The sequence below is a fragment of the Bradyrhizobium sp. AUGA SZCCT0160 genome, assembly GCF_018130105.1.
GTDB lineage: Bacteria > Pseudomonadota > Alphaproteobacteria > Rhizobiales > Xanthobacteraceae > Bradyrhizobium.
Genome location: NZ_JAFCMD010000001.1, coordinates 416,297 through 438,140, shown reverse-complemented (window position 1 = coordinate 438,140; position 21,844 = coordinate 416,297). Strand labels below are relative to the sequence as shown.

Genomic DNA, 21,844 nt, shown 5'->3' with positions numbered 1-21,844 from the left:
GTGACTATTCTGGTGACCGGCAGTTCCGGACATCTCGGCGAGGCACTGGTCCGTACCCTGCAGGCTGAGCGGCGTGAAGTCCTCGGCATCGACGTTCTTCCGGGCGCGTTCACGCAGCTCGTGGGCTCGATCACGGACCGCGGCGTTGTGCGACAATGCATGAAGGGCGTCACGGCCGTGCTGCACGCAGCGACGCTGCACAAGCCGCATGTGGCGACCCACAGCCTTCAGGACTTTGTCGACGTCAACATCACAGGCACGCTCAATCTGCTTGAGGAAGCCACGGCTGCCGGCGTCACGGCGTTCGTCTATACCAGCACCACGAGCGTGTTCGGTGACGCGCTGGTGCCGCCACCGGGCGAGCCCGCGGCCTGGGTGACGGAAGACGTCATCCCGGTGCCGAAGAACATCTACGGCGTCACCAAGGCGGCCGCCGAGGATCTGTGCCAGCTGTTTGCCCGCAACCATTCACTTGGCGCCATCGTCCTGCGCACCTCGCGTTTCTTTCCCGAGGAAGACGACAACCGCGCCGTCCGCGAGGGCTATGCCGACGCCAACCTCAAGGCCAACGAATTTCTCCATCGCCGCGTCGATCTCGAGGACGTGGTCAGCGCGCATCTGCTGGCCATCAGCCACGCGCCATCAGCAGGTTTCGCGAAATACATCATCAGCGCCACGACGCCGTTCTCGCGCGATGATACCGCGGACTTGCGCAGCGATTTGCCGCTTGTGCTGCGCCGTTACGTGCCCGGCTTTGAGGCGGCATATGCACGGCGCGGCTGGACGATGGCGTCCGGCATCGACCGGGTTTACGTCAACGCCAAAGCGCGCGCTGAACTCGGCTGGCAACCGCGCCATGATTTCCACACCCTGCTGGCGCGGCTGCAAACCGGTGACGACATCCGCAGCCCGCTCGCGCGGCAGGTCGGCAGCAAGGGCTATCACGACCGCGTCTTCCACGACGGGCCCTATCCGCTGGAGTGATTCGCCCGGGTTATCGGAATTGAAAATCTTGGGAATTGCGTGTAAGGTGTTTTCCAACGACCTCTGCACTACCGAATCAAAACGCCGCCCAATTCCGGGCGGCGTTTTTGTTTTGGCGAGCCCGTCACACAATCGTGGCCGTAGACCGCGCCTCGTTCAACGCATGACAAATGGATTGGCTGGCGCGCCCTTTGCCGTCGATATCCAAACGCTCTTGGTTTCCAGATATTCTCCCACCGCGTGAATGCCACTCTCGCGGCCGAGACCCGAATGCTTCATCCCGCCGAACGGCATCATGTAACTGATCGCCCGGTAAGTATTCACCCAAACGGTACCGGCACGCAGAAGCTTTGGTACCCGCACCGCGCGTCCCAGATCCTGAGTCCATATGCCGGCGGCAAGACCGTAGATCGTGTCGTTCGCAATGCGGATCGCGTCTCCCTCAGTGTCGAAGCCGATGATCGAGAGCACCGGCCCGAACACTTCCTCCCGCGCAATCCGCATGGAATTGTCGACGTCGGTGAAGATGGTCGGTTCAACGAACTGGCCGCCCTTGATGCCGGCGCCCGAGGCGGGCTTTCCGCCGAGCAGACAGCGGGCACCCTCCGCTTTCGCTACGTCAATGTAATCGAGCACCTTCTTGTATTGGGCTGGGGTGGTGATGGGACCAATATTGGTATCCGATTGCATCGGATCGCCGATCTTGGCGGACCTTGCGAGCTCCAGCAAACGCTCCACGAACTTGTCCTTGATCGAATTCTGAACAAGAAGGCGCGATCCCGCAATACAGGTCTGCCCTGTCGCCGCAAAGATGCCGGAGACCGCGCCCGAGGCAGCGGCGGTCAGATCGGCATCCTCGAAGACAATGTTGGGTGATTTCCCGCCGAGTTCGAGCGAAACTCGCTTCAAGCTGCGCGCAGCGGTCTCGTACACCTTCGCGCCGGTCGCGTCCGAACCGGTGAAGGTGATCTTGGCGACGCCAGGATGTGAGATCAGTTCCGTTCCGACCTCGGGGCCGAAGCCCGTCACCACGTTGAAGATACCATCTGGAATGCCGGCCTCCTTCGTGAGCGCGGCGAATTCCAGCGTGCTGGCGGACGTGAACTCCGACGGCTTGACGATGACGGCACAGCCCGCGGCAAGGGCCGCGGCGCACTTCCAGGCGACAAAGAGAAGCGGCGAATTCCAGGCCGTCAGCGCCGCGACCACACCGACCGGCTCGTGCGTCGTGTAGGCGAAGGTGTCCGGCTTATCGATCGGCACAAGGCCGCCTTCGAGCTTGTCGACGAGTCCGCCGAAATACCACCACCATTCCGGATGGTACCGAAGCTGGCCAAGCATCTCCGCCAAGAGCTTGCCGTTGTCGCGCACCTCGATCTCCGCGAGGCGTTCGGCATTTTCCGCCACGAGGTCGCCAAGCTTCCGCATCGCCTTTCCGCGTGCGGACGCCGTCATCGTCGACCAGGGGCCGCGCCACATCGCGTCGTTGGCGGCCTTTACCGCCTTGTCGACATCGGCCTTGTTGCCGCGAGGGATCTTCGCCCAGGGCTCGCCGCGGTAGGGATCGACCGACTCGAACCACTCACCACCGACAGGATTCACGTACTCGCCGCCAATGAAATGCTGATAGGTCTTCATCTGACCCTCCTATTTATGGAACGTTATTTCCCCGCTTCCGCGAACGCCGCCAGGATCCGCGCCCAGGAGCGGATACCTTTGTGGAAACTCTTCAGGTCGTACTTCTCGTTCGGCGAATGGATGTTGTCGTCGTCGAGGCCGAAGCCGACCAGCACGGTATCGAGGCCGAGCGTGCGCTTGAAGTCCGCGACGATCGGGATCGAGGCGCCGGAGCCGATCAGCAGCGCTTCCTTGCCCCATTCGTCGGTCAGGGCGCGCTTGGCGGCCGCCAGCGGCTTCATGTTCCAGTCGAGCGCGATCGCCGGCGCGTTGGAGTGATCGATGAATTCGGCCTTGCAATCGCCGGGCAGCCGCGCTGTCACATAATCGCGGAAGGCCTTGCGGATCTTGTCCGGGTTCTGTCCCTCCACCAGGCGGAACGAAATTTTTGCGGAGGCTTCCGCCGCGATCACGGTCTTGGAGCCCTCGCCGGTGTAGCCGCCGACGATGCCGTTGATGTCGCAGGTCGGGCGCGAGGACACCTGTTCGATCAGGAGGCGGTCCTTTTCGCCGGCCGGGATCGAAAGGCCGATCGGCTTTAGGAATGATTCCGGCGTCAGATTGAGATTCTTCCATTGCCCGAGGATGTCCGGCGGCAGGTCCTTCACGCCGTCGTAGAACCCGGGAATGGTGATGCGGCCGTTGTCGTCAAACAGGCCGCCGAGAATTTTGGTGAGCACCCGGATCGGGTTCTGCGCACCGCCGCCGAAGATGCCGGAATGCAGATCGCGGTTGGCGGCCTTGATCTTGACCTCGTCATAGACGAGCCCGCGCAATGACGTCGTGATCGCCGGCGTATTCTGGTCCCACATGCCGGTGTCGCAGACCAGCGCGAAGTCCGCTTTCAGGTCAGCCTTGTTGTGTTCGAGGAACGGCACGAAGTTTTTTGAGCCGACCTCTTCCTCGCCCTCGATGACGATGGTGACGTCGACCGGCAGCGATCCGGTCACCGATTTCCAGGCGCGGCAGGCTTCGACGAAGGTCATCAGCTGTCCCTTGTCGTCCTCCGCCCCGCGCGCAACGATGATCTTGCGGCCGTCGGCATGGTCGGTCACGACCGGCTCGAACGGCGGGCGGTGCCACAGGTTCAGGGGGTCGACCGGCTGCACATCATAATGCCCGTAGAACAGCACGTGCGGCCGCCCGCCCTTGCCGCCATTCATCTTGGCGACGATCGCAGGATGCCCCGCCGTCGGCCGCACCTCCGCCGCAAAACCGAGCGTCGCGATGTCCTTGGCCAGGTGATCGGCGGCCGCCTTGCAATCGCCGGCAAAGGCGGGATCGGCCGAGACCGACTTGATCCGCAGCAGCGCAAACAGCCGTTCGAGGCTGTTGTCGAAATCGGCATCGATGCGGTCGAGGACCGGCTGAAGCTGTGCGTTGGCCATCACGGTTTTCCCTTGGCTGTGGGCATTGTTGTTGCGTCGATTTGTAGCCCGCTTGTGGACCGAGGCAAAGTGGCGGAAGCGTCCGCATTCGGCGGGTGCAGCATGTGCCAGACCAGCCCCGCCACCAGCAGCGCGGTCGAGGCCAGATTGTTCCCGTAAGCCTGCAGGTCGGTCGGAAAGATCGGCAGCGACAGGCACAAGAGCAAGCCTGCGACGGCCAGAAGCGTCCAGGTGCCGGCCTTCACCGCAGGCCGCGGGTCATACGCGGCGCGATGGATGAGAACTGTCATCGGGAAGAACAGCCACATGAAATAGTACTGACGGGCCAGCGGTGAGGCGACCGTCATCAGGCAGAACAGGATGCCGAGTTCCTCGGCGTCGGAGCGTTCGGTGCGACGCGACGCCGGCGGCATCACCGCAATGTAACCGAGCCCGATCGCCAGCGAGACCGCCAGCACGATCCAGTTCGCCGTCTTGAAGTCGAGGTTGGCGATATTCATGGTGCGAACCGGTTTGGCCGGATCTTCCTGATTGTGGTTCACCGGCCGCGCCAGGCGGTGTGTCACCGCGATGATGGACTGATTGACCCACGACCAGTTCTGCTCGTCACGCTGGCCGAACCCCTTTTCCGAGCTCGATCCCACCATGCCCTGATACCAGGTCTTCAATTCGGCAACGTTGTGCTGGAAGCCGCGGAACGGCGCCGGCAGCACGAACAGAAACACGATCAGGAAGACCAGCATGCTGGCGGCGGCCGCCCACTGCCTGCGCCAGACCAGATAGGGGAACACCGCCACCGGAAACACCTTGATCGCGGTGGCGAGCGCAAACATGCTTCCCGCCATCCATCCGCGCTGATCGCGCAGCAGCCAGAATCCGTACAGCATCAGTGCCAGCAGCACGAGGTTGGGCTGCCCGAGGTCGAACATGTCGAACACGAAGGTAACCGTGACAATGCCCGGCAGCGCTTCCAGCCAGGGACCGGGCTTTTGACCCGACCCCGCCATCGCGTGCGAATACTGCGCCGTCATCCACCACGCGACGATGTTGAGGAACGACAGGCACAGATAAAGCGGGATCTTGCCGAAGTAGCTCGGAATCGCCAACAGCAGCGCCGACAGCGGCGGATAGATGAAGTCGAGGGTCCCTCGCGTCACCCGCAGGTAAAGATCGCCACCGTGAAGCACCTGCTGGCCCGCCCAATACCAGAGCGCGTAGTCCTTCGTCTTGCCGTTGCCCCAGATTTCGGGAACCAGAACGTCTGCGGTCAAGGCGATGCAGACAACGATAAAGAGGACATCCAGCGGACGTCGCAAAGATGGCCATCTAAGCACGGGGATTACTCACTTTCACGGAGGGAGACGGTGCACGGCGGCTGCATTCAGTAGCAACCAGGTTCACGTGCGGACCAGTCGATGCGAGGCTTACTTGCACAATCTGGGACGTCAGTTCGGGACGATCATGGCTCTTGCTTACCCCTGATCTCGAAAATCCTGGTAAGCAGACCCTTGTTCAGTGTGGCGTGGGCAATGGCCGCAAAATCGGGTTTTTGCGCGATGATCTCAGCGACCTCCGAACCCCTCAGGATCGCAAAGGCGGGCGGCTTCAGGTTGGCTATATCCGTGAGCCCTACCATGCGAATAGGTGCGGCAACATACGCCAGCGTGTTCAAATCGGCACTGGTGGTGACATAGAGCGTACCCTGCATCGCATCCCTGACCGCGGCTATCGTCTGCGCCGACGTCTTCGACTGACTAAACGCGATCGGAGCGGCCGGGATAACAATCCAGCCGAGAACGATCAAGGCAGTTGATATCCCGGTTACAACCGTGTTGCTGACGGCAATCAACCAGGGTCGCGTGGCCCACCACCGGTCGAACAGGATCCCTCCCACTACGGCGAGCGCCAAATTGGCAGGCATCGCATAGCGCGTCGCCACACCCCCGGGCCAGATCAGCAGCAGCATGGACGCGACCGTCGCATAAAGCACGGCAGCAAGCATGAGATCGCGCTCTCGACCGAAGGCGTTCCGTGCGAGGACGACGATTGCCGGAAACAGCAGCACCGAACCCGGCAACCATTCCACCAGGAAAAGGCTGAGGACAAAATCCAGGTGATCCCTCACCCATTGCATCAGCGTCATTCCCTCGGACAAACGCGAATGGAGGATCCAGCCCTTTACGTCGCCTGGAATCATGACCATCCAATACCAGGCCGCAACGGTCAGCCCGGCCATTGCGTTGGCGAAGACAAAACCCGGAATATCGCTCCAACGCCGCTTCACCAGCAGGTACGCACCAACGCCCAGCGCAAAATAGGCAATGGGCTGGGGACCCTTGGCGAGGCCCGCCGCCGCCAGCAGAACACCGATGGCGAGCCACCGGAAAATTGACGTGGATCCGCTGGAAACGCCCTTCCACCACAAGAAGAAACCGCCGAACAGCAGCACCGACAAGGTAACATCAGGCTCGGCAGTGACAAACTTCTGACTGACCATCGGACACGCAAACCAGCAGAGCGCGCCAAACACCGCAGGCGCCTTGCGGGTGTGCGGCAACACCAGATGGAAGACCATCAACCCGCCGGCGAGCAGAAACAGCAAATGCGGTATGCGCGCCGACCAAACCGAAACGCCACCCGAGAGCTTGCCGATTGCCGCGGCAATCCACGACAGCAGAACCGGACGCTCGATATACCGAACGCCGTACAGATGGGGCGTAAGCCATTGCCCGTCCTCGACGGCGCCTCGCGCGAGTCCGATGACCGTTCCCTCTTCGAAATGGGTGCCCCGCAGCGAGACCGCCGGAAAGGCCATGAGCGCCCAAAGCAACACGACCCAAACCCAGCCTGGAATATTGGCGCCGCGGACGTACGCGACCTGACGCAAGAACCACGCCCATACGTATTCCGTGACGGCCGTCGAGCCGTCAGCCTGGTCCGCCCTTCGCTCCATCCAGTCCCCTAACCGGCAATCAATCGCGTCGCCGAACCCATCAAATCCGGCGGGCCGTGCAAAATTGCGTTTCGGCGTCCCGTGAGCCCCAGACTTATCGGCGCAGCAATCCGCCAAGTGCGCCGCGCACAATTGAGCGGCCGATCGAACTGCCAAGCGAGCCGCCGACCGATTTGCCGAGATCGGCGACAACACCACCGATCACCTTGTTAGTGACGGATCGCGTGACATCCCGCGCAATGACCTGGCCGGTCGACAACCGGCCGCGCTTGTTGTTGGTGCCGAAGATGGTGCCGACGATCCCGCCGATCTGTCCGAGGATTCCACCGCCACCACCGCCGTCATCCGATCCATCCGCCGGCGCGGCCGTTCCTGCCACGCGCTTCAGCAGCATCTCATAAGCGGAGTCAGCATCGACCGCAGTGTCGTATTTGCCCTTCACCGGGCTCTTGTTCATGAGCGCCTTGCGTTCATCCGGCGTGATCGGGCCGATCCGTCCCGTCGGCGGCCGGATCATCACCCGCTCGACCATCGTCGGCGTGCCGCCGCCTTCGAGGAACGACACCAGCGCCTCGCCCTTGGCGAGCTCCATGATCACCCGTACGGTGTCGAGCTTCGGATTGGGCCGGAACGTCTGCGCCGCAGCCGCCACCGCCTTCTGGTCGCGCGGCGTGAACGCGCGCAACGCGTGCTGCACGCGGTTGCCCAATTGCGCGAGCACCTTGTCCGGCACGTCGATCGGATTTTGCGTGACGAAATATACACCGACGCCCTTGGAGCGGATCAGCCGCACCACCTGCTCGATCTTGTCCATCAGCGCCTTCGGCGCATCGGTGAACAACAGATGCGCCTCGTCGAAGAAGAACACCAGTTTCGGCTTCGGCAGGTCGCCGGCCTCAGGCAATTCCTCGAACAGTTCCGACAGCATCCACAACAGGAAGGTTGAGTAGAGTCGCGGGCTCTGCATCAGCTTGTCCGCGACGAGGATATTGACCATGCCGCGGCCATCGCTGTCGGTCTTCATGAAATCCTTCAGCGTCAGCGCCGGTTCGCCGAAGAATTTCGCTGCGCCCTGGTTCTCCAGCACCAGCAGCTGGCGCTGAATCGTGCCGACCGTCGCCTTTGAGACGTTGCCGAAGCCCTGCGCGGCCTTGCGGATCGGCGCCAACGGGTCTTCTTCCGCATCGGCAGCCTTCTTGCCGCCAGCCGGCACGATGGCATCGAGCAGCGCGCGGAGATCCTTCAAATCAATCAGCGTCAGTCCGTTCTCATCCGCGACACGGAACGCAACATTGAGGACGCCCTCCTGGACGTCGTTCAAATCGAGCATCCGGGACAGCAGCAACGGTCCCATTTCCGTGACGGTGGCCCGGACTGGATGGCCCTGCTCGCCAAACACGTCCCAGAATACGGTCGAGAACTGATCGGGTTGGAAGTTGAGCCCCATCTCGCCCGCGCGCTTCAGGATAAAGTCCTTGGCTTCGCCGACTTCGGAGATCCCGGACAGATCACCCTTGATATCGGCTGCGAAAACCGGAACACCGGCGCGGGCAAACCCTTCCGCCATCACCTGCAGCGACACGGTCTTGCCGGTCCCGGTCGCGCCGGTAACGAGGCCGTGCCGATTGGCGAGTGCGAGCGTCAGCCACGCTGTCTGCTCGCCCTTGCCGATGAAAATCTTCTCATTGGTATCGGCTGTCTTGTTGTCGGGGGTCGCCATCACATCGCCTCTTCGCGCGCATCGGGAAAGTTTGGTCGCCAAGCAATGCCATCATATCGCATCCTGCCGGTCGATTGAAACCGTCCATGGACAAGGACATAGCCCGGGCCTTGCACACCCTGCCTCATACTTTTCTCTAACTCCGGTAGAAATACGTGGGCCGCAGTGCGGTAACATGGCGTGAATCCCGCATTCACTCTTGCATTGCTGCAACACTCGACGAGCGATCTAGGACGAAATCGCCTTCGTGCGCGCGGATCGCTTGTATTTCAGGTCGCAGACGCTCAAGATAAATTCACAAGGTACGACCCGGTAACAAACCGGCTGAGGGCGGGGCAATATGGACGAATTGATTGGACAGCTGGCCAGCAAGGCCGGCATCGATAGCGTTGTCGCTGAAAAAACCATCGGCATCGTTCTGGGTTTTCTCCGTAACGAGGGGCCTTCCGACAAGGTTCAGGCTCTGATCGATCAAATTCCAGGCGCCGAGGCTGCGATCGCGGCCTCGAACAGCAGCAGCGGGCTCTCCAGGTTGATGGGCGGCGGGCTGATGGCGCTCGGCACCAAGCTGATGGCGCTTGGTCTGGGCATGAACGAGATTCAGAACGTGGCGCGTGAACTTTTCAAGTTCGGCCGCGACAAAATCGGAGCGGACAAAATGGGCGAAATCATTTCGGGGACACCGGGGCTAAGCCAGTTCGCTTGAATCGCCCCCTTCGGCCGCGCACATTCTCTTGCATCGAGTATCATGACATATCCCCTATCCGAGATCGAAGGCTTGACCGCCTATTCTGCCTCGAAACTCAAATCGCTTGGCATTCGCACGACCGAAGCGCTGCTTGAAGCCGCCCGCACCGTCAAAGGACGCAAGGCGCTCGCCGCGAAGACCGGGATCAGTGAACAGCAACTGCTCGAATGGGCCAATTTCTCCGACTACATGCGGATTCCCGGGATGGGCAAGGCGAAGGTCGGGCTGGTGCGCGCTGCCGGCGTGCCGACGGTTCGCGAACTCGCACTGCGTAACCCGGCGCGGCTCGCCCAGAACATGAAAGACGTGAATACCAAGCGTAAGCTGGTCCGCGTCATGCCCTCGGAGAAGTCGGTCGAGCAACTGATCGCCCAGGCGCGCAAGCTTCAGCCGAAAATCAGCTACTAAAAGTCGGCCAACCGACATACGCTGGCGGGGTCCCGCGTCTTGACTCGCTGGCGCGGACCGCGCAAAGCGACCGCATGATCGCAACCATGTCCAGACCCGCCACCGCGGCCGGCCCGGCCGGTCATTTTGACCTGACGGCGCTGTTGTCACGGCCCTGCCCGGCCGTGATGGGCGTGCTGAACGTGACCCCCGACTCATTTTCCGATGGCGGACAGTTCGCTGCCCCCGAAAGCGCGCTTGCGCAGGCCCGCCGGATGGTCGCCGAAGGTGCCGACATCATCGACATCGGTGCGGAATCGACCCGACCCTACGGATCAGAACCGATCTCGGTAGAAGAAGAGTTGAAGCGATTGCAATCGGTGCTACCGGAGGTTGTTTCGCTTGGGGTTCCCGTCTCGATCGACAGCATGAAGTCGGCCGTCGTCGCCTGGACGCTCGACCATGGCGCCGTCATCGCCAACGATGTCTGGGGGCTGCAGCGCGATGCCGGCATGGCCGGCCTGATCGCGGCGCGCCAAGTGCCCGTCGTCATCATGCACAACCGCGACAGCGCCGATCCCGCCATCGACATCATGAAGGATATCGTCTCCTTCTTCGCGCGATCGCTAGACATCGCCGCGAAGGCCGGTATTTCGTCCGGCAAGATCGTGCTCGACCCCGGCATCGGCTTTGGCAAGACACCGGAACAGAGCATGACGGCCCTGGCGCGGCTGCATGAGCTGCAATCCTTCGGCCTGCCGCTGCTGGTCGGGGCCTCGCGCAAGCGCTTCATCAGCGTGGTGACGCCGTCGGAACCGCATCAGCGCCTTGGCGGTTCGATCGCCGCCCATCTGATTGCGGCGAAGGGTGGCGCGCGCATCATCCGCGCCCATGATGTTGCGGAAACCGTTCAAGCGCTGCGCGTCGCAACCGCCATTGGGGAACTGCAGAGATGACCGATACGATCTTCATCACCGGCGTCGTCATCCATGCCCGCCATGGCGTGATGGAACACGAGACCGAAGTCGGCCAGCGCTTCGTGATCGATCTCGAACTTTCCGTCGACCTGTCGGAATCCTCGCGCACCGATCGCCTGTCCGACACCGTGTCCTATTCCAACGTGGTCGCGACCGCGACGGCGGCGTTCAAGAACACCAATTACAAACTGCTGGAACGTGCGGCCGGCGCCGTGGCCGATGCCATCCTGGCCGCGTTTCCGCGCATCAACGCGGTCGAGGTCACCGTCCACAAGCCGCACGCGCCGATCGCCGCGATCTTCGACGATGTCGGCGTGGTCTTGATGCGCACACGGCAGTCGCCCTGACATGGCTGATGTGCTGATCGCGCTCGGCGGCAATGTCGGCGACGTACGCGCGACATTCCGCAAAGCCATCTCCAACATCTGCGGCATGACGCAGGCGGCATTGCTGGCGCGGTCGTCGGATTACGCCACGCCGCCCTGGGGCAACGAAGCGCAGGCGCCCTTCATCAACGCCTGCATCGAAATCGACACCAGTCTCGATCCGCATGCGCTGCTGTTCACGCTGCACAAGATCGAGAAGAAATTCGGCCGCGACCGCGCCAACGAACAGCATTGGGGCCCGCGCACCCTCGACCTCGACCTGATCGCCTATGACGACGTCAGGATCGACAAGCCGGAGCTGACGCTACCGCATCCCCGGCTGTTCGAGCGCGCCTTCGTGCTGGTGCCGCTCGCCGAGATCGTGCCCGACCGTATCATCGCGGGACGCCGTGTCAGGGACGCGCTGACGAGGCTTTCGACCGACGGTATTTTGCGACTACCCGACCTCGACCAGCCCTGACCAGGCCCCGGGTGGCCTAAAACAACCGTTTGGCTTGGCGGCCGCCCCGTGGCAATTTCCGGCCAAATCAAGAGGCTACCCAAGGAAACTATTCAAGGAACCACTTTCTCGATGACCACGACCACTGACGAGCTGCGATTGGCCGCGGATTTTGCCCCCGCGCATTACGATGACTGGCGCAAGCTGGTCGACGGGGTGCTGAAGGGCGCGCCGTTCGAAAAACTGGTCGGCAAGACATCCGATGGATTGAAGATCGATCCGATCTACCCGCGCGCGCAAGGCGCCGCCCCGGTCGCAGGCCGCCCTGCGGCCGCGCCCTGGCAGATCATGCAGCGGGCCGATCATCCCGACGCCAAGGCGGCCAACGCGCAGGCGCTGCACGACCTCGAAAATGGCGCGACCGGGCTCACCCTCGTGTTCGCCGGCGCCAATGGTGCTTACGGCTTCGGGCTGGATCCTTCGCCGGAGGCTGTGGCGCAGATCCTCGACGGCATCTATCTCGATGCCGGCATCGGCGTTGAGCTTCAGATCGGCCCGCAGTCGCGGATGGCGGCCATCCATGTCGCGGAATATATCAAGGGCAAGGGGCTCGATCCTGCGTCCTGCGATATCCGTTTCGGGCTCGACCCGCTCGGCGCCGGCGCGGTGTGGGGATCCAGCCCCTATAGCTGGTCCGAGATCGTGCCCGCGGTCACCACCGCCATCAAAGGCCTTGCCGCACTCGGCTTCAAAGGTCCGCTGGCGGCGGCCGACGGGCGCGTGATCCACGATGCCGGCGGATCGGAAGTTCAGGAACTGGCGTTTGTGCTGGCCTCTGGCGTCGCCTATCTGCGCGCGATCGAAACCGCCGGCATCCCGCTCGAAGACGCGCAGGGCATGGTCTATGCGCGGCTTTCCGCCGACGCCGATCAGTTCCTGACGCTGGCGAAATTCCGCGCCATCAGGCTGTTGTGGGCGCGGGTCGAACAGGCCTGCGGCCTCACGCCCAAACCATTGTTCGTCGCGGCCGATACCGCCTGGCGCATGCTGACGCAGCGCGACCCGTACGTGAACATGCTGCGGGCGACGATGGCAACCTTCTCCGCCGGCCTCGGCGGCGCCAACGCCATCACCGTGCTACCGCATACGCTGGCGCTGGGCTTGCCCGATCCGTTCGCGCGCCGCGCCGCGCGCAACACGCAGCTGGTGCTGCTGGAAGAATCCAACCTCGCCAAGGTGTCCGATCCCGCCGCCGGCTCCGGCGGCATCGAAACACTGACAAAACAGCTTTGCGAAGCCGCCTGGTCGCTGTTCCAGGAGATCGAGAAGGTCGGCGGGCTGTTCGCTGCGCTCGAGCAGAACCTGATCCAGCGCAAGGTCGCGGCGACGCGGACGGTGCGCGAGACCAACATCGCCAAGCGCCGCGACGTGCTGACCGGCGCCAGCGAATTTCCGAACCTGCACGAGGCCGAGATCGCGGTGCTGGACGCAAAACCGATTGCGCTGGCGCCCTATGGCGAAGCCAGGTTCAAATTCGATGCGCTGCCGCCGATGCGGCTGGCCGCACCGTTCGAAGTGTTGCGCGACAAATCGGACGCGAAGCTCAAGAGCGCGAGCGCACGGCCCAAGATTTTCCTCGCCAATCTCGGCACTCCGGCCGATTTCACCGCGCGGGCGACATTTGCAAAAAGCTTCTTCGAGACCGGCGGCATCGAGGCCATCGATACGCAGGGCTTTGCCGATCCGGCGACGCTTGCCGCCGCATTCAAGGCCTCCGGCGCCGACGTGGCGTGCCTTTGTTCCGCCGACAGGGTCTATGCCGCCCACGCGCTAGCGGCCGCACAGGCCCTTCAAGCCGCCGGTGCAAAGCATATCTATCTGGCAGGCCGGCCCGGCGAGCAGGAAGCAGCACTACGGGCCGCCGGCGTCGGCGACTTCATTTTTGCCGGCGGCGATGCGCTCGCAATGTTGCAGGACGCCTGGAAGCGAATGGAGTGAGCATGGCATCGGAGAGAAAAGCTGTTTTGAGCGGCGGCTGCCAGTGTGGCGCCGTGCGTTTCGCGGTTTATGCGGGCCCGGTGAAAATCGGATTGTGCCACTGCCGCATGTGCCAGAAGGCCGTGGGCGGCCCTTTCATTTCGCTCGCCGAAGTCAAGCACGGCGACTTTGCGTGGACCCGCGGCAAGCCGGCAAGCTTTCGCTCGTCGACGATTGCCGAGCGCGACTTCTGCGCGGCGTGCGGGACGCCGCTCAGCTATCGAGCCGTCGACGCCGACGTCATTGAGCTGACCACCGGCAGCTTCGACCGGCCGGACCTCGTGGTTCCAACCTACGCCTCGGGAACCGAGTCCCATTTGGCCTGGGTCGGCAGGATCGGCGATCTGCCCGGCAAAAGCACGCGAGAGGGTATCGGCAGCGAAGTGCTCAGCCGTATCGTCAGCCACCAGCATCCGGACCGCGATTGAGGGGTGGCGTCCCCCCACGCTTCACAAGTGCTATATTGGTAACCCATGACCCGCATACCGAACTTCGCGAATATCGCTTTTGAATCCACCGCCGCAGCGCAGCCCGCCGGCGGCGCCGAGCCGTGGCTGACGCCCGAGGGCATCCTCGTCAAGCCCGCCTACAGCGAGGCCGATCTCGAAGGCATCGACTTCCTCGAGACCTGGCCCGGCATCGCGCCCTATCTGCGCGGCCCCTACCCGACCATGTATGTCAACCAGCCCTGGACGATCAGGCAATATGCCGGGTTCTCAACGGCGGAAGATTCCAACGCGTTCTACCGCCGCAACCTCGCGGCCGGACAAAAGGGTCTTTCGGTCGCATTCGATCTGGCGACGCACCGCGGTTATGACAGCGATCATCCGCGCGTCTCCGGCGACGTCGGCATGGCCGGCGTCGCGATCGATTCGATCTATGATATGCGCACGCTGTTTGCCGGCATCCCGCTCGACCAGATGAGCGTGTCGATGACCATGAACGGCGCGGTGCTGCCGATCCTGGCGCTGTTCGTTGCCGCCGCCGAGGAACAGGGCGTACCGCCGGAGAAGCTGTCGGGCACCATTCAGAACGACATTCTCAAAGAGTTCATGGTGCGCAACACCTACATCTATCCGCCCGCGCCCTCGATGCGGATCATCTCCGACATCTTCGCTTACACCTCGCAAAAGATGCCGAAATACAATTCGATTTCGATCTCCGGCTATCACATGCAGGAAGCCGGCGCGACGCAGGACCTCGAACTCGCCTACACGCTGGCCGACGGCGTCGAATATCTCCGCGCCGGACTGGCGGCGGGCCTCGACGTCGACCGCTTTGCGCCGCGGCTGTCGTTCTTCTGGGCCATCGGCATGAACTTCTTCATGGAAGTGGCAAAGATGCGCGCGGCGCGCCTCTTGTGGGCCAAGCTGCTGACGCAGTTCAACCCGAAAGACCCGCGCTCACTGTCGCTGCGTACGCATTGCCAGACCTCGGGCTGGTCGCTGACCGCGCAGGACGTCTTCAACAATGTGATGCGCACCACCATCGAGGCGATGGCGGCAACGCAAGGCCACACGCAGTCGCTGCACACCAACGCGCTCGACGAGGCGCTCGCGCTGCCGACCGATTTCTCGGCGCGCATTGCCCGCAACACGCAATTATTCCTGCAACAGGAAAGCGGCACCAACCGCATCATCGATCCCTGGGGCGGCTCCTATTATGTCGAACGGCTAACCCGCGATCTCGCCGCCAAGGCCTGGGGCCATATCCAGGAAGTCGAGGCGCTCGGCGGCATGGCGAAGGCGATCGAGGCCGGCGTGCCCAAGCTGCGGATCGAGGAAGCTTCCGCCAAGACGCAGGCGCGGATCGACGCCGGACGGCAGGCGGTGATCGGCGTCAACAAGTTCAAGCCGGTCAACGAGGCCGCCATCGACGTGCTGAAGGTGGAAAACTCCACCGTGCGCCGCCTGCAGATCGACAAGCTCAAGCGGCTGCGCTCCGAGCGCAGCCAGAAGGACGTGGACCAGGCCTTGGCGGCATTGACGCGCTCGGCCGGCGAAGGCAACGGCAACCTTTTGGCGCTCGCGATCGATGCGGCGCGCGCCAAGGCCACCGTCGGCGAAATCTCGGACGCGATGGAGAAGGTGTTCGGACGGCATCGCGCGGAAATCAAATCCATCACCGGCGTCTACAAGCGGGAGGCGTCCACCATGTCCAATCGGGTCGAAAAAGTGCAGGCGCTGATCGATGCGTTCGAGGATGCCGAGGGCCGCCGCCCGCGTATTCTCGTCGCCAAGATCGGCCAGGACGGCCACGACCGCGGCCAGAAGGTGATCGCGTCAGCCTTTGCCGACGTCGGCTTCGACGTCGATATCGGGCCGCTGTTTGCCACCGCCGACGAAGCCGCGCGGCAGGCGGTCGAGAACGACGTGCATATCCTCGGCGTCTCCTCGCTGGCGGCCGCCCATCTCACCGCGGTGCCCGAATTGAAGGCCGCGCTGAAGAAGCAAGGCCGCGAGGATATCATGATCATCATCGGCGGCGTGGTGCCGCCGCAGGATTACGAGGCGCTCTACAAGGCCGGCGCCGAAGCAATCTTCCCGCCGGGCACCGTGATCGCCGACGCCGCCGAAGAGCTGATCCACAAGCTCAATGCAAGGCTGGGGCACAGCGAGGCGGCGGAGTAGCCTCACCCAGCGCGGCGCTCCAATGCCCGCTCCAGCGAATGGGTCCACTCCGGTATCCAGGACTGAAACAGCGCCCGCCAGCGATCGGCATCCTCTGGCGCGGTGTCGAGCACGACGTCCCATTCAATGAAGGTCCGGTCGCCCTCGACGATTGGCGACAGGTGCATGGTTCCCTCGTAGCGCGTCGGTCCTGGCGCTTCCGGCAGAAGACCTGATGGAAACGGGAACGGTTCGATGCCGGCATAGGTCAGGCTGTGCTGCGCGTCGGAATGGCGAGCCAGGCGTTGCCGGATCCAGCTGCCGAGATAGCAGAAGCGCCTGATGGCGCCGACCTCGTCGCCGCCCTTGTCGTCCTCGATGACGCTTTCGCTCACGCCATCGATATAGGCCGGATAATTGTTGAAATCGCGGATCAGCGACCACACGGTAGCAAGCGGATAATCCAGCACGGTGCTGTAATAGGCTGTCGTCATGTTACCTCCGCAGTCGATCGCGGCTGTCCTGTGACGCCGCGTATGGACACCTATCCGCGCCTCCTGATCGCCACCACCCGATTTCCGGATGTGTTGTGATCTCCCACCGGCGATCATCCGGCATCATCGCGTAACGCCTTGCGAGCGCAGCGCAAAGCCGCCTAGAATGCCGCATCACAAGAGCGCCCGCTGTCAGGGACGCCGCAGGGAGGATTACATGACCAAAATTACGCGCCGCGCATTTGCGGCTTCAACCGCCGCAGCAGCGGCCGTCGCGGGTTTTGGATTCAAGCCGGCGCTGGCGCAGGCTTATCCGGCACGGCCGGTGACCGTGATCGTGCCATGGGGCGCCGGCGGCGGCACCGATGCGACCGCGCGTATCGTGGCGGCGCTCTTGGAGAAGGATCTCGGGCAGCCGTTCAACGTGGTCAATCGCACCGGCGGCTCCGGCGTGGTCGGCCATTCCGCCATCGCAACCGCGCCGCCCGACGGCTACACCATCGGCATGCTGACGGTGGAGATCTCGATGATGCACTGGCAGGGACTGACGGAACTGGCGCCAAAGAGCTACACGCCGCTGGCTCTGATGAACGAGGACCCGCCCGGCATCCAGGTCCCTTCAGCGTCGCCCTACAAGACCGTGAAGGAACTCGCCGACGCCATCAAGGCAGCGCCCGTCGGCAAGTTCAAAGCCTCGGGCACCGGTCAGGGTGGCATCTGGCATCTGGCGCTGGTCGGCTGGATGCAGGCGCTCGGACTTCCTGCAAATCAGGTGGCCTGGGTGCCGTCGAACGGTGCCGCGCCCGCGATGCAGGATCTCGCGGCAGGCGGTCTCGACCTGACCACCTGCTCGGTGCCGGAAGCGCGCGCGATCATCGAAGCCGGCAAGGCGCGCAGCCTCGCCATCATGGCGCCCAAGCGCAACCCGTCTTTCCCTGACGTGCCGACGCTGAAGGAGTCGATGGGCATCGACTATGCAACAGGCGCGTGGCGCGGCATTGCGGGTCCGAAGGGCCTGCCTGCGGATATCGCGACCAAGCTCACGGCTTCACTGAAGAAGGTCTACGACTCCAAGGACTTCAAGGACTTCATGAGCAATCGCGGTTTTGGAACGGTGTGGGGCGACGCGACGGAATTCGCGGCATTCATGGACAAGGGCGACGCCCAAATGGGCGAGGCGATGAAGGCTGCCGGCCTCTCCAAGGCCTGATCGATCCCACCGGTTCACTTGCTCGGAAATCCGTGGGGCTCGTTTCATGCGTCTTCCCGATCAAGTCACGGGATTGTTTCTTGTTGGCCTCGGAGCGGCGGCTGCCTATGGCGGCTGGCTGCTGCCGCCCGTGCCCGGTCAGCCGGTGGGCCCCAATATCTTTCCGCTGGTGATCGGATCGGGTCTCGCGCTTTGCGGGCTTGCGATCGCTCTCGGCATCGGCCGTACCTTCGAAGAGGAAGAAGAGATTGTTCCGCTCGAGGCTGGTCAAGCGCGGCCGCCCACCGGCAGGCTTTACGGCCTGCGCGCACTGTTGCCGCCGGCACTCCTGTTGTTCTACGTGGCGGTCGCAGACCGATTGGGTTTCATCATCACGGCCGCGCTGATCGTGTTCGTGACGTCGAGCGCGCTCGGCGCGCGCTGGAAACTTTCGCTGCCGCTCGCGGTGATGGCACCGATTTTCATCCATCTGATTTTCAGCAAGCTGCTGCGCGTGCCGCTCCCGGCCGGGCTGTTGCCGATGCCGTGGTGACCCATGCTTAACACCCTGATTGAAGCGTTCGCACTCATTTCCACCTGGGAAGTCATCATCGCGATGCTTGCGGCATCGGTCTATGGCCTTGTCATCGGGTCGCTACCCGGCCTGTCCGCGACGATGGCGACCGCCCTGCTGGTCCCGGTTACGTTCTATCTGTCACCGATCGCCGCGATTGCGACCATCGTGGCGGCGTCCACGATGGCGATCTTCTCCGGCGACATCCCCGGCGCGTTGCTTCGCATTCCGGGTACTCCCGCCTCGGCAGCGTACGCGGACGAAGCCTATGCCATGACCCGCAAGGGAGAAGCCGAACTGGCGCTTGGCGCCGGCGTATGGTTCTCCGCCGTTGGCGGTATCGCGGGCACGCTCTCGCTGATGATCCTCGCGCCGCCGCTTGCCGAGATCGCGCTGTCGTTCTCGACCTTCGAATACTTCTGGCTCGCATTCCTGGGCCTGATGTGCGCGACGCTGGTCGCGCGCTCTTCGCCCGTAAAGGCCATCGCGGGCATGTTCATCGGTCTGCTTGTCGCCTGCATCGGGATCGAAAATCCCGGCGGCGTGCCTCGCTTCACGTTTGGAATGACCAATCTGTTCGGCGGCATCGAGCCGATCCCGGCACTGGTTGGGGTATTTGCCGTGGCGCAAGTCATGCGTGCCATGCTGACGCCGGAACCGCCGCCAATCCCAAAGCGCAAGTTCGGAAGCATCATGGCGGGCCAGTGGAGGCTCACCAAGAAGTATCGCTGGCAGATGACACGCGGGAACATCATCGGCATCATCATCGGGGTGCTGCCGGGCGCCGGTGCCGACATGGCCGCGTGGGTCAGCTACGCGATGTCCAAGCGCTTCTCGAAGGAGCCCGAGAAGTTCGGAACAGGCCACGTTGAGGGCCTGGTCGAAGCCGGCGCCAGCAACAACGCCAGCATCGCGTCGGGTTGGGTGCCGTCGCTGCTGTTCGGCATTCCCGGCGACACCATCGCGGCCATCGCCATCGGCGTGCTCTACATGAAGGGATTGAACCCCGGCCCGACGCTGTTCACCGAGAAGGCGTCGAGCATGTATGCGATTTATCTCATGTTCATCATCGCCAACATCATCATGATTCCGCTGGGCATCGTCATGATCCGTCTGGCGACTTACGTGTTGCGCGCGCCCCGTTCCTCCGTCATGCCCTTCATCATGCTGTGCTGCGCGGTCGGTTCGTTCGCCATCGGCAACAACATGTTCGGCGTCGTGACCGTCGCGGCTTTCGGAATCATTGGTTACGTCATGGAAGCCAACGGTTATCCGGTCGCCGCCATGGTGCTCGGTATCGTGATGGGCACCATGATCGAGCAGAGTTTCGTGACTTCGCTGATCAAGTCCGACGGCAGCGTGTTGCCGTTCTTCGAGCGACCGATTTCCGCGATCCTCGCCGCCTTGGCGATCGGTGCGTTGATTTGGCCGGTGCTGATCTGGGGGTGGCGACGGCTCAAGGCGGCTTCGCCCGCCGCCGCGCCCCGCTGACGCTCCACACGATCCCCTCGCCTGCACCGCGCAGCCGTTGTAAACCAAGGCATGAACCGGCCGATTGCTCCCCCCGATATCGACAAGCTCGCCACGGACCTGCGTGCCGGCAGCCGCGCCGCGCTGGCGCGCGCGATCACCCTGATCGAGAGCCGCCGCGCCGACCATCAAGCCGCCGCGCGCGATCTGGTGCAGGCGCTGCTGCCCGACACCGGCAAGGCGGTGCGGGTCGGCATCACCGGTTCCCCTGGGGTCGGCAAGTCAACTACCATCGATGCGCTCGGCATGTTTCTGATCGAGGGCGGCCACAAGGTCGCGGTGCTGGCGGTGGACCCGTCCTCGGCGCGGACCGGCGGCTCCATTCTCGGCGACAAGACGCGGATGGCGCGATTGTCCGCCTCCGACGACGCCTTCATCCGGCCCTCGCCTGCGTCAGGCACGCTCGGCGGGGTCGCCGCGAAAACCCGCGAGGCGATGTTGTTGTGCGAAGCGGCCGGCTTTGACGTGGTGCTGGTGGAGACGGTCGGCATCGGCCAGTCCGAGACCGCGGTCTGCGACATGACCGACTTCTTCCTGGCGCTGATGCTGCCCGGCGCCGGCGACGAATTGCAGGGCATCAAGAAGGGCCTGGTCGAACTCGCCGACATGATCGCGGTCAACAAGGCCGATGGCGACAATATCAAGCGCGCCAATCTCGCCGCCGCAGAATATCGCGGCGCGCTGCATATTCTAACGCCCCGTTCGGAGCACTGGCATCCGCCGGTGCTGACCTATTCGGCGCTGACCGGCACCGGCATGGACACGCTGTGGCAGAAGATCCTCGATCACCGCACCGCCATGAATGCCTCGGGCGAATTCGCAGGCCGGCGGCGCGAGCAGCAGGTGAAATGGATGTGGTCGATGCTGGAGCAACGGATGATGGCGCGGCTGCGCGCCGACCCCGCGATTCGCGCCCGGGTGAAAAAGACCGAGGCGGAGGTCGCCGACGGGCGCATCACGCCGGCGCTTGCGGCCGAACAGATCGCGGAGATGCTGCGGTGAACGACAGGCTTCGCATTCTCGTCACCGGCTTCGGTCCGTTTCCGGGCGCGCCGTATAATCCAACGCAGGCGCTGGTCGAGCGGCTGTTGCGGCTGCGCCGTCCGGCCTTCGCCGACGTGGAAGTATCGAGTCACATCTTTCCCGTGACCTACAAGGCGGTCGATCTCGAATTGCCGCAAGCGCTCGCAAAACACCGGCCGCAGGCAATACTGATGTTTGGCCTCGCGGGCCGCACCAAGCATGTCAGGATCGAGACCCGCGCGCGCAACGCCGTCACGTTGCTGTGGCCCGATGCGGCGCAAACCCGCGTCCGCAAGGGATCGATTGGGCTCGGCCCGGATGCGATGCGGTTCGGCCCGCATACGCTGCGGCTGCTGCACGCCGCGCAGGCGACCGGCATCGACGCACGGCCGTCGCGCGATGCCGGGAGTTATCTTTGCAACTATCTGAGCTGGCGCGCGATCGAGGCCGCCGCCACCAACGACTATCTCCGCCTGGCGTCGTTCGTGCATATTCCGCCGCTCGCACGCGGCGGCGCATTGCGGCGCAAGGGCAACGCACGCATCACGCTCGATGAACTGGTCGATGCGGGCGAGGCGATGCTGCTGGAGATGGTGGTGCTGGCGCGACAGGCAGTGCTGAATTCGTAGGGCGGGCAAAGCGTAAGCGTGCCTACCATTCGTTTCGCGTAAGAAATGGTGGGCACGGCGCTGGCGCGCCTTTGCCCGCCCTACGGCCTACGACTGATCT

At 63.4% G+C, this 21,844-nt stretch carries 20 protein-coding genes; 14 read left to right on the top strand and 6 right to left on the bottom strand.

Going from position 1 to position 21,844, the window contains the following annotated elements:
- Positions 1 to 984: an NAD(P)-dependent oxidoreductase gene (locus JQ558_RS02145; RefSeq protein ID WP_212292702.1), complete on the top strand. Its 984-nt coding sequence runs from the start codon at positions 1 to 3 to the stop codon at positions 982 to 984.
- A 156-nt stretch (positions 985 to 1,140) separates the two neighbouring features.
- Here JQ558_RS02145 and JQ558_RS02140 read toward each other — a convergent pair whose 3' ends face one another.
- The 5 genes from JQ558_RS02140 to JQ558_RS02120 all read right to left on the bottom strand — a co-directional run bounded on the left by JQ558_RS02140 (position 1,141) and on the right by JQ558_RS02120 (position 8,722).
- The gene (locus tag JQ558_RS02140) at positions 1,141 to 2,622 is read right to left on the bottom strand and encodes an aldehyde dehydrogenase (protein ID WP_212292701.1); all 1,482 of its coding nucleotides are present in this window, start codon (positions 2,620 to 2,622) and stop codon (positions 1,141 to 1,143) included.
- Between the two features lie 23 nt (positions 2,623 to 2,645).
- Positions 2,646 to 4,049 carry a M20/M25/M40 family metallo-hydrolase gene (locus JQ558_RS02135; protein ID WP_212292700.1) on the bottom strand — a complete coding sequence of 468 codons (1,404 nt, stop codon included), beginning with the start codon at positions 4,047 to 4,049 and terminating at the stop codon, positions 2,646 to 2,648.
- Positions 4,049 to 5,326 carry a glycosyltransferase family 87 protein gene (locus tag JQ558_RS02130; RefSeq protein WP_212292883.1) on the bottom strand — a complete coding sequence of 426 codons (1,278 nt, stop codon included), beginning with the start codon at positions 5,324 to 5,326 and terminating at the stop codon, positions 4,049 to 4,051. Before JQ558_RS02130 ends, JQ558_RS02135 begins: the two co-directional genes overlap by 1 nt.
- A 182-nt stretch (positions 5,327 to 5,508) precedes the next feature.
- The gene (locus tag JQ558_RS02125) at positions 5,509 to 6,936 is read right to left on the bottom strand and encodes a glycosyltransferase family 39 protein (protein ID WP_212292699.1); all 1,428 of its coding nucleotides are present in this window, start codon (positions 6,934 to 6,936) and stop codon (positions 5,509 to 5,511) included.
- Positions 6,937 to 7,096: 160 nt separating this feature from the next.
- Positions 7,097 to 8,722, bottom strand: coding sequence for a helicase HerA-like domain-containing protein (locus JQ558_RS02120; protein ID WP_212292698.1), 1,626 nt, complete (start codon positions 8,720 to 8,722; stop codon positions 7,097 to 7,099).
- A gap of 340 nt (positions 8,723 to 9,062) precedes the next feature.
- Between JQ558_RS02120 and JQ558_RS02115 the strand changes: the two genes are divergently transcribed.
- From JQ558_RS02115 to scpA, 8 genes are all read left to right on the top strand, one after another.
- Positions 9,063 to 9,428, top strand: coding sequence for a DUF2267 domain-containing protein (locus JQ558_RS02115; protein ID WP_212205350.1), 366 nt, complete (start codon positions 9,063 to 9,065; stop codon positions 9,426 to 9,428).
- Between the two features lie 42 nt (positions 9,429 to 9,470).
- Positions 9,471 to 9,878: a DUF4332 domain-containing protein gene (locus JQ558_RS02110; protein WP_212271972.1), complete on the top strand. Its 408-nt coding sequence runs from the start codon at positions 9,471 to 9,473 to the stop codon at positions 9,876 to 9,878.
- Positions 9,879 to 9,952: 74 nt separating this feature from the next.
- Positions 9,953 to 10,813 carry a dihydropteroate synthase gene (folP, locus tag JQ558_RS02105; protein ID WP_212292697.1) on the top strand — a complete coding sequence of 287 codons (861 nt, stop codon included), beginning with the start codon at positions 9,953 to 9,955 and terminating at the stop codon, positions 10,811 to 10,813.
- Positions 10,810 to 11,181 carry a dihydroneopterin aldolase gene (gene folB / locus JQ558_RS02100; RefSeq protein ID WP_212205344.1) on the top strand — a complete coding sequence of 124 codons (372 nt, stop codon included), beginning with the start codon at positions 10,810 to 10,812 and terminating at the stop codon, positions 11,179 to 11,181. The genes folP and folB overlap by 4 nt, the downstream gene beginning before the upstream one ends.
- A gap of 1 nt (position 11,182) precedes the next feature.
- Positions 11,183 to 11,680 carry a 2-amino-4-hydroxy-6-hydroxymethyldihydropteridine diphosphokinase gene (gene folK / locus JQ558_RS02095; protein ID WP_212292696.1) on the top strand — a complete coding sequence of 166 codons (498 nt, stop codon included), beginning with the start codon at positions 11,183 to 11,185 and terminating at the stop codon, positions 11,678 to 11,680.
- A 111-nt stretch (positions 11,681 to 11,791) separates the two neighbouring features.
- Entirely contained in the window at positions 11,792 to 13,657 is a 1,866-nt protein-coding gene (locus JQ558_RS02090) for a methylmalonyl-CoA mutase family protein (RefSeq protein ID WP_212292695.1), read from the top strand.
- A gap of 2 nt (positions 13,658 to 13,659) precedes the next feature.
- Entirely contained in the window at positions 13,660 to 14,124 is a 465-nt protein-coding gene (locus JQ558_RS02085) for a GFA family protein (RefSeq protein WP_212271968.1), read from the top strand.
- Positions 14,125 to 14,169: 45 nt separating this feature from the next.
- Positions 14,170 to 16,326, top strand: a complete 2,157-nt coding sequence (gene scpA, locus JQ558_RS02080; protein WP_212271967.1) for a methylmalonyl-CoA mutase — start codon at positions 14,170 to 14,172, stop codon at positions 16,324 to 16,326.
- 2 nt (positions 16,327 to 16,328) lie between these two features.
- Here scpA and JQ558_RS02075 read toward each other — a convergent pair whose 3' ends face one another.
- On the bottom strand, positions 16,329 to 16,799 hold the full coding sequence (locus tag JQ558_RS02075) for an SRPBCC family protein (protein ID WP_212292694.1): 471 nt from the start codon (positions 16,797 to 16,799) through the stop codon (positions 16,329 to 16,331).
- Between the two features lie 217 nt (positions 16,800 to 17,016).
- Between JQ558_RS02075 and JQ558_RS02070 the strand changes: the two genes are divergently transcribed.
- From JQ558_RS02070 to JQ558_RS02050, 5 genes are read left to right on the top strand one after another with little or no spacing between them, the layout of a single operon-like run.
- Entirely contained in the window at positions 17,017 to 18,009 is a 993-nt protein-coding gene (locus JQ558_RS02070) for a tripartite tricarboxylate transporter substrate binding protein (RefSeq protein ID WP_212271965.1), read from the top strand.
- Positions 18,010 to 18,055: 46 nt separating this feature from the next.
- Positions 18,056 to 18,541, top strand: coding sequence for a tripartite tricarboxylate transporter TctB family protein (locus JQ558_RS02065; RefSeq protein ID WP_212205330.1), 486 nt, complete (start codon positions 18,056 to 18,058; stop codon positions 18,539 to 18,541).
- Positions 18,542 to 18,544: 3 nt separating this feature from the next.
- Positions 18,545 to 20,053, top strand: coding sequence for a tripartite tricarboxylate transporter permease (locus JQ558_RS02060; RefSeq protein WP_212205328.1), 1,509 nt, complete (start codon positions 18,545 to 18,547; stop codon positions 20,051 to 20,053).
- Positions 20,054 to 20,104: 51 nt separating this feature from the next.
- Complete coding sequence (meaB, locus tag JQ558_RS02055) at positions 20,105 to 21,094, top strand: methylmalonyl Co-A mutase-associated GTPase MeaB (protein ID WP_212292693.1); 990 nt, start codon at positions 20,105 to 20,107, stop codon at positions 21,092 to 21,094.
- Positions 21,091 to 21,744 (top strand): pyroglutamyl-peptidase I, encoded by a 654-nt coding sequence (locus tag JQ558_RS02050; RefSeq protein ID WP_212292692.1) that lies wholly within the window; start codon positions 21,091 to 21,093, stop codon positions 21,742 to 21,744. Before meaB ends, JQ558_RS02050 begins: the two co-directional genes overlap by 4 nt.
- The last annotated feature ends 100 nt before the right edge of the window (positions 21,745 to 21,844 follow it).

Bases quoted from the DNA above. Each gene is read 5' to 3' on its own strand.
- JQ558_RS02140 (WP_212292701.1), bottom strand. From the start codon at position 2,622: ATGAAGACCTATCAGCATTTCATTGGCGGCGAGTACGTGAATCCTGTC.
- JQ558_RS02135 (WP_212292700.1), bottom strand. From the start codon at position 4,049: ATGGCCAACGCACAGCTTCAGCCGGTCCTCGACCGCATCGATGCCGAT.
- JQ558_RS02120 (WP_212292698.1), bottom strand. From the start codon at position 8,722: ATGGCGACCCCCGACAACAAGACAGCCGATACCAATGAGAAGATTTTC.
- JQ558_RS02115 (WP_212205350.1), top strand. From the start codon at position 9,063: ATGGACGAATTGATTGGACAGCTGGCCAGCAAGGCCGGCATCGATAGC.
- JQ558_RS02110 (WP_212271972.1), top strand. From the start codon at position 9,471: ATGACATATCCCCTATCCGAGATCGAAGGCTTGACCGCCTATTCTGCC.
- folP (WP_212292697.1), top strand. From the start codon at position 9,953: ATGATCGCAACCATGTCCAGACCCGCCACCGCGGCCGGCCCGGCCGGT.
- folB (WP_212205344.1), top strand. From the start codon at position 10,810: ATGACCGATACGATCTTCATCACCGGCGTCGTCATCCATGCCCGCCAT.
- folK (WP_212292696.1), top strand. From the start codon at position 11,183: ATGGCTGATGTGCTGATCGCGCTCGGCGGCAATGTCGGCGACGTACGC.
- JQ558_RS02090 (WP_212292695.1), top strand. From the start codon at position 11,792: ATGACCACGACCACTGACGAGCTGCGATTGGCCGCGGATTTTGCCCCC.
- JQ558_RS02085 (WP_212271968.1), top strand. From the start codon at position 13,660: ATGGCATCGGAGAGAAAAGCTGTTTTGAGCGGCGGCTGCCAGTGTGGC.
- scpA (WP_212271967.1), top strand. From the start codon at position 14,170: ATGACCCGCATACCGAACTTCGCGAATATCGCTTTTGAATCCACCGCC.
- JQ558_RS02075 (WP_212292694.1), bottom strand. From the start codon at position 16,799: ATGACGACAGCCTATTACAGCACCGTGCTGGATTATCCGCTTGCTACC.
- JQ558_RS02070 (WP_212271965.1), top strand. From the start codon at position 17,017: ATGACCAAAATTACGCGCCGCGCATTTGCGGCTTCAACCGCCGCAGCA.
- JQ558_RS02065 (WP_212205330.1), top strand. From the start codon at position 18,056: ATGCGTCTTCCCGATCAAGTCACGGGATTGTTTCTTGTTGGCCTCGGA.
- JQ558_RS02060 (WP_212205328.1), top strand. From the start codon at position 18,545: ATGCTTAACACCCTGATTGAAGCGTTCGCACTCATTTCCACCTGGGAA.
- meaB (WP_212292693.1), top strand. From the start codon at position 20,105: ATGAACCGGCCGATTGCTCCCCCCGATATCGACAAGCTCGCCACGGAC.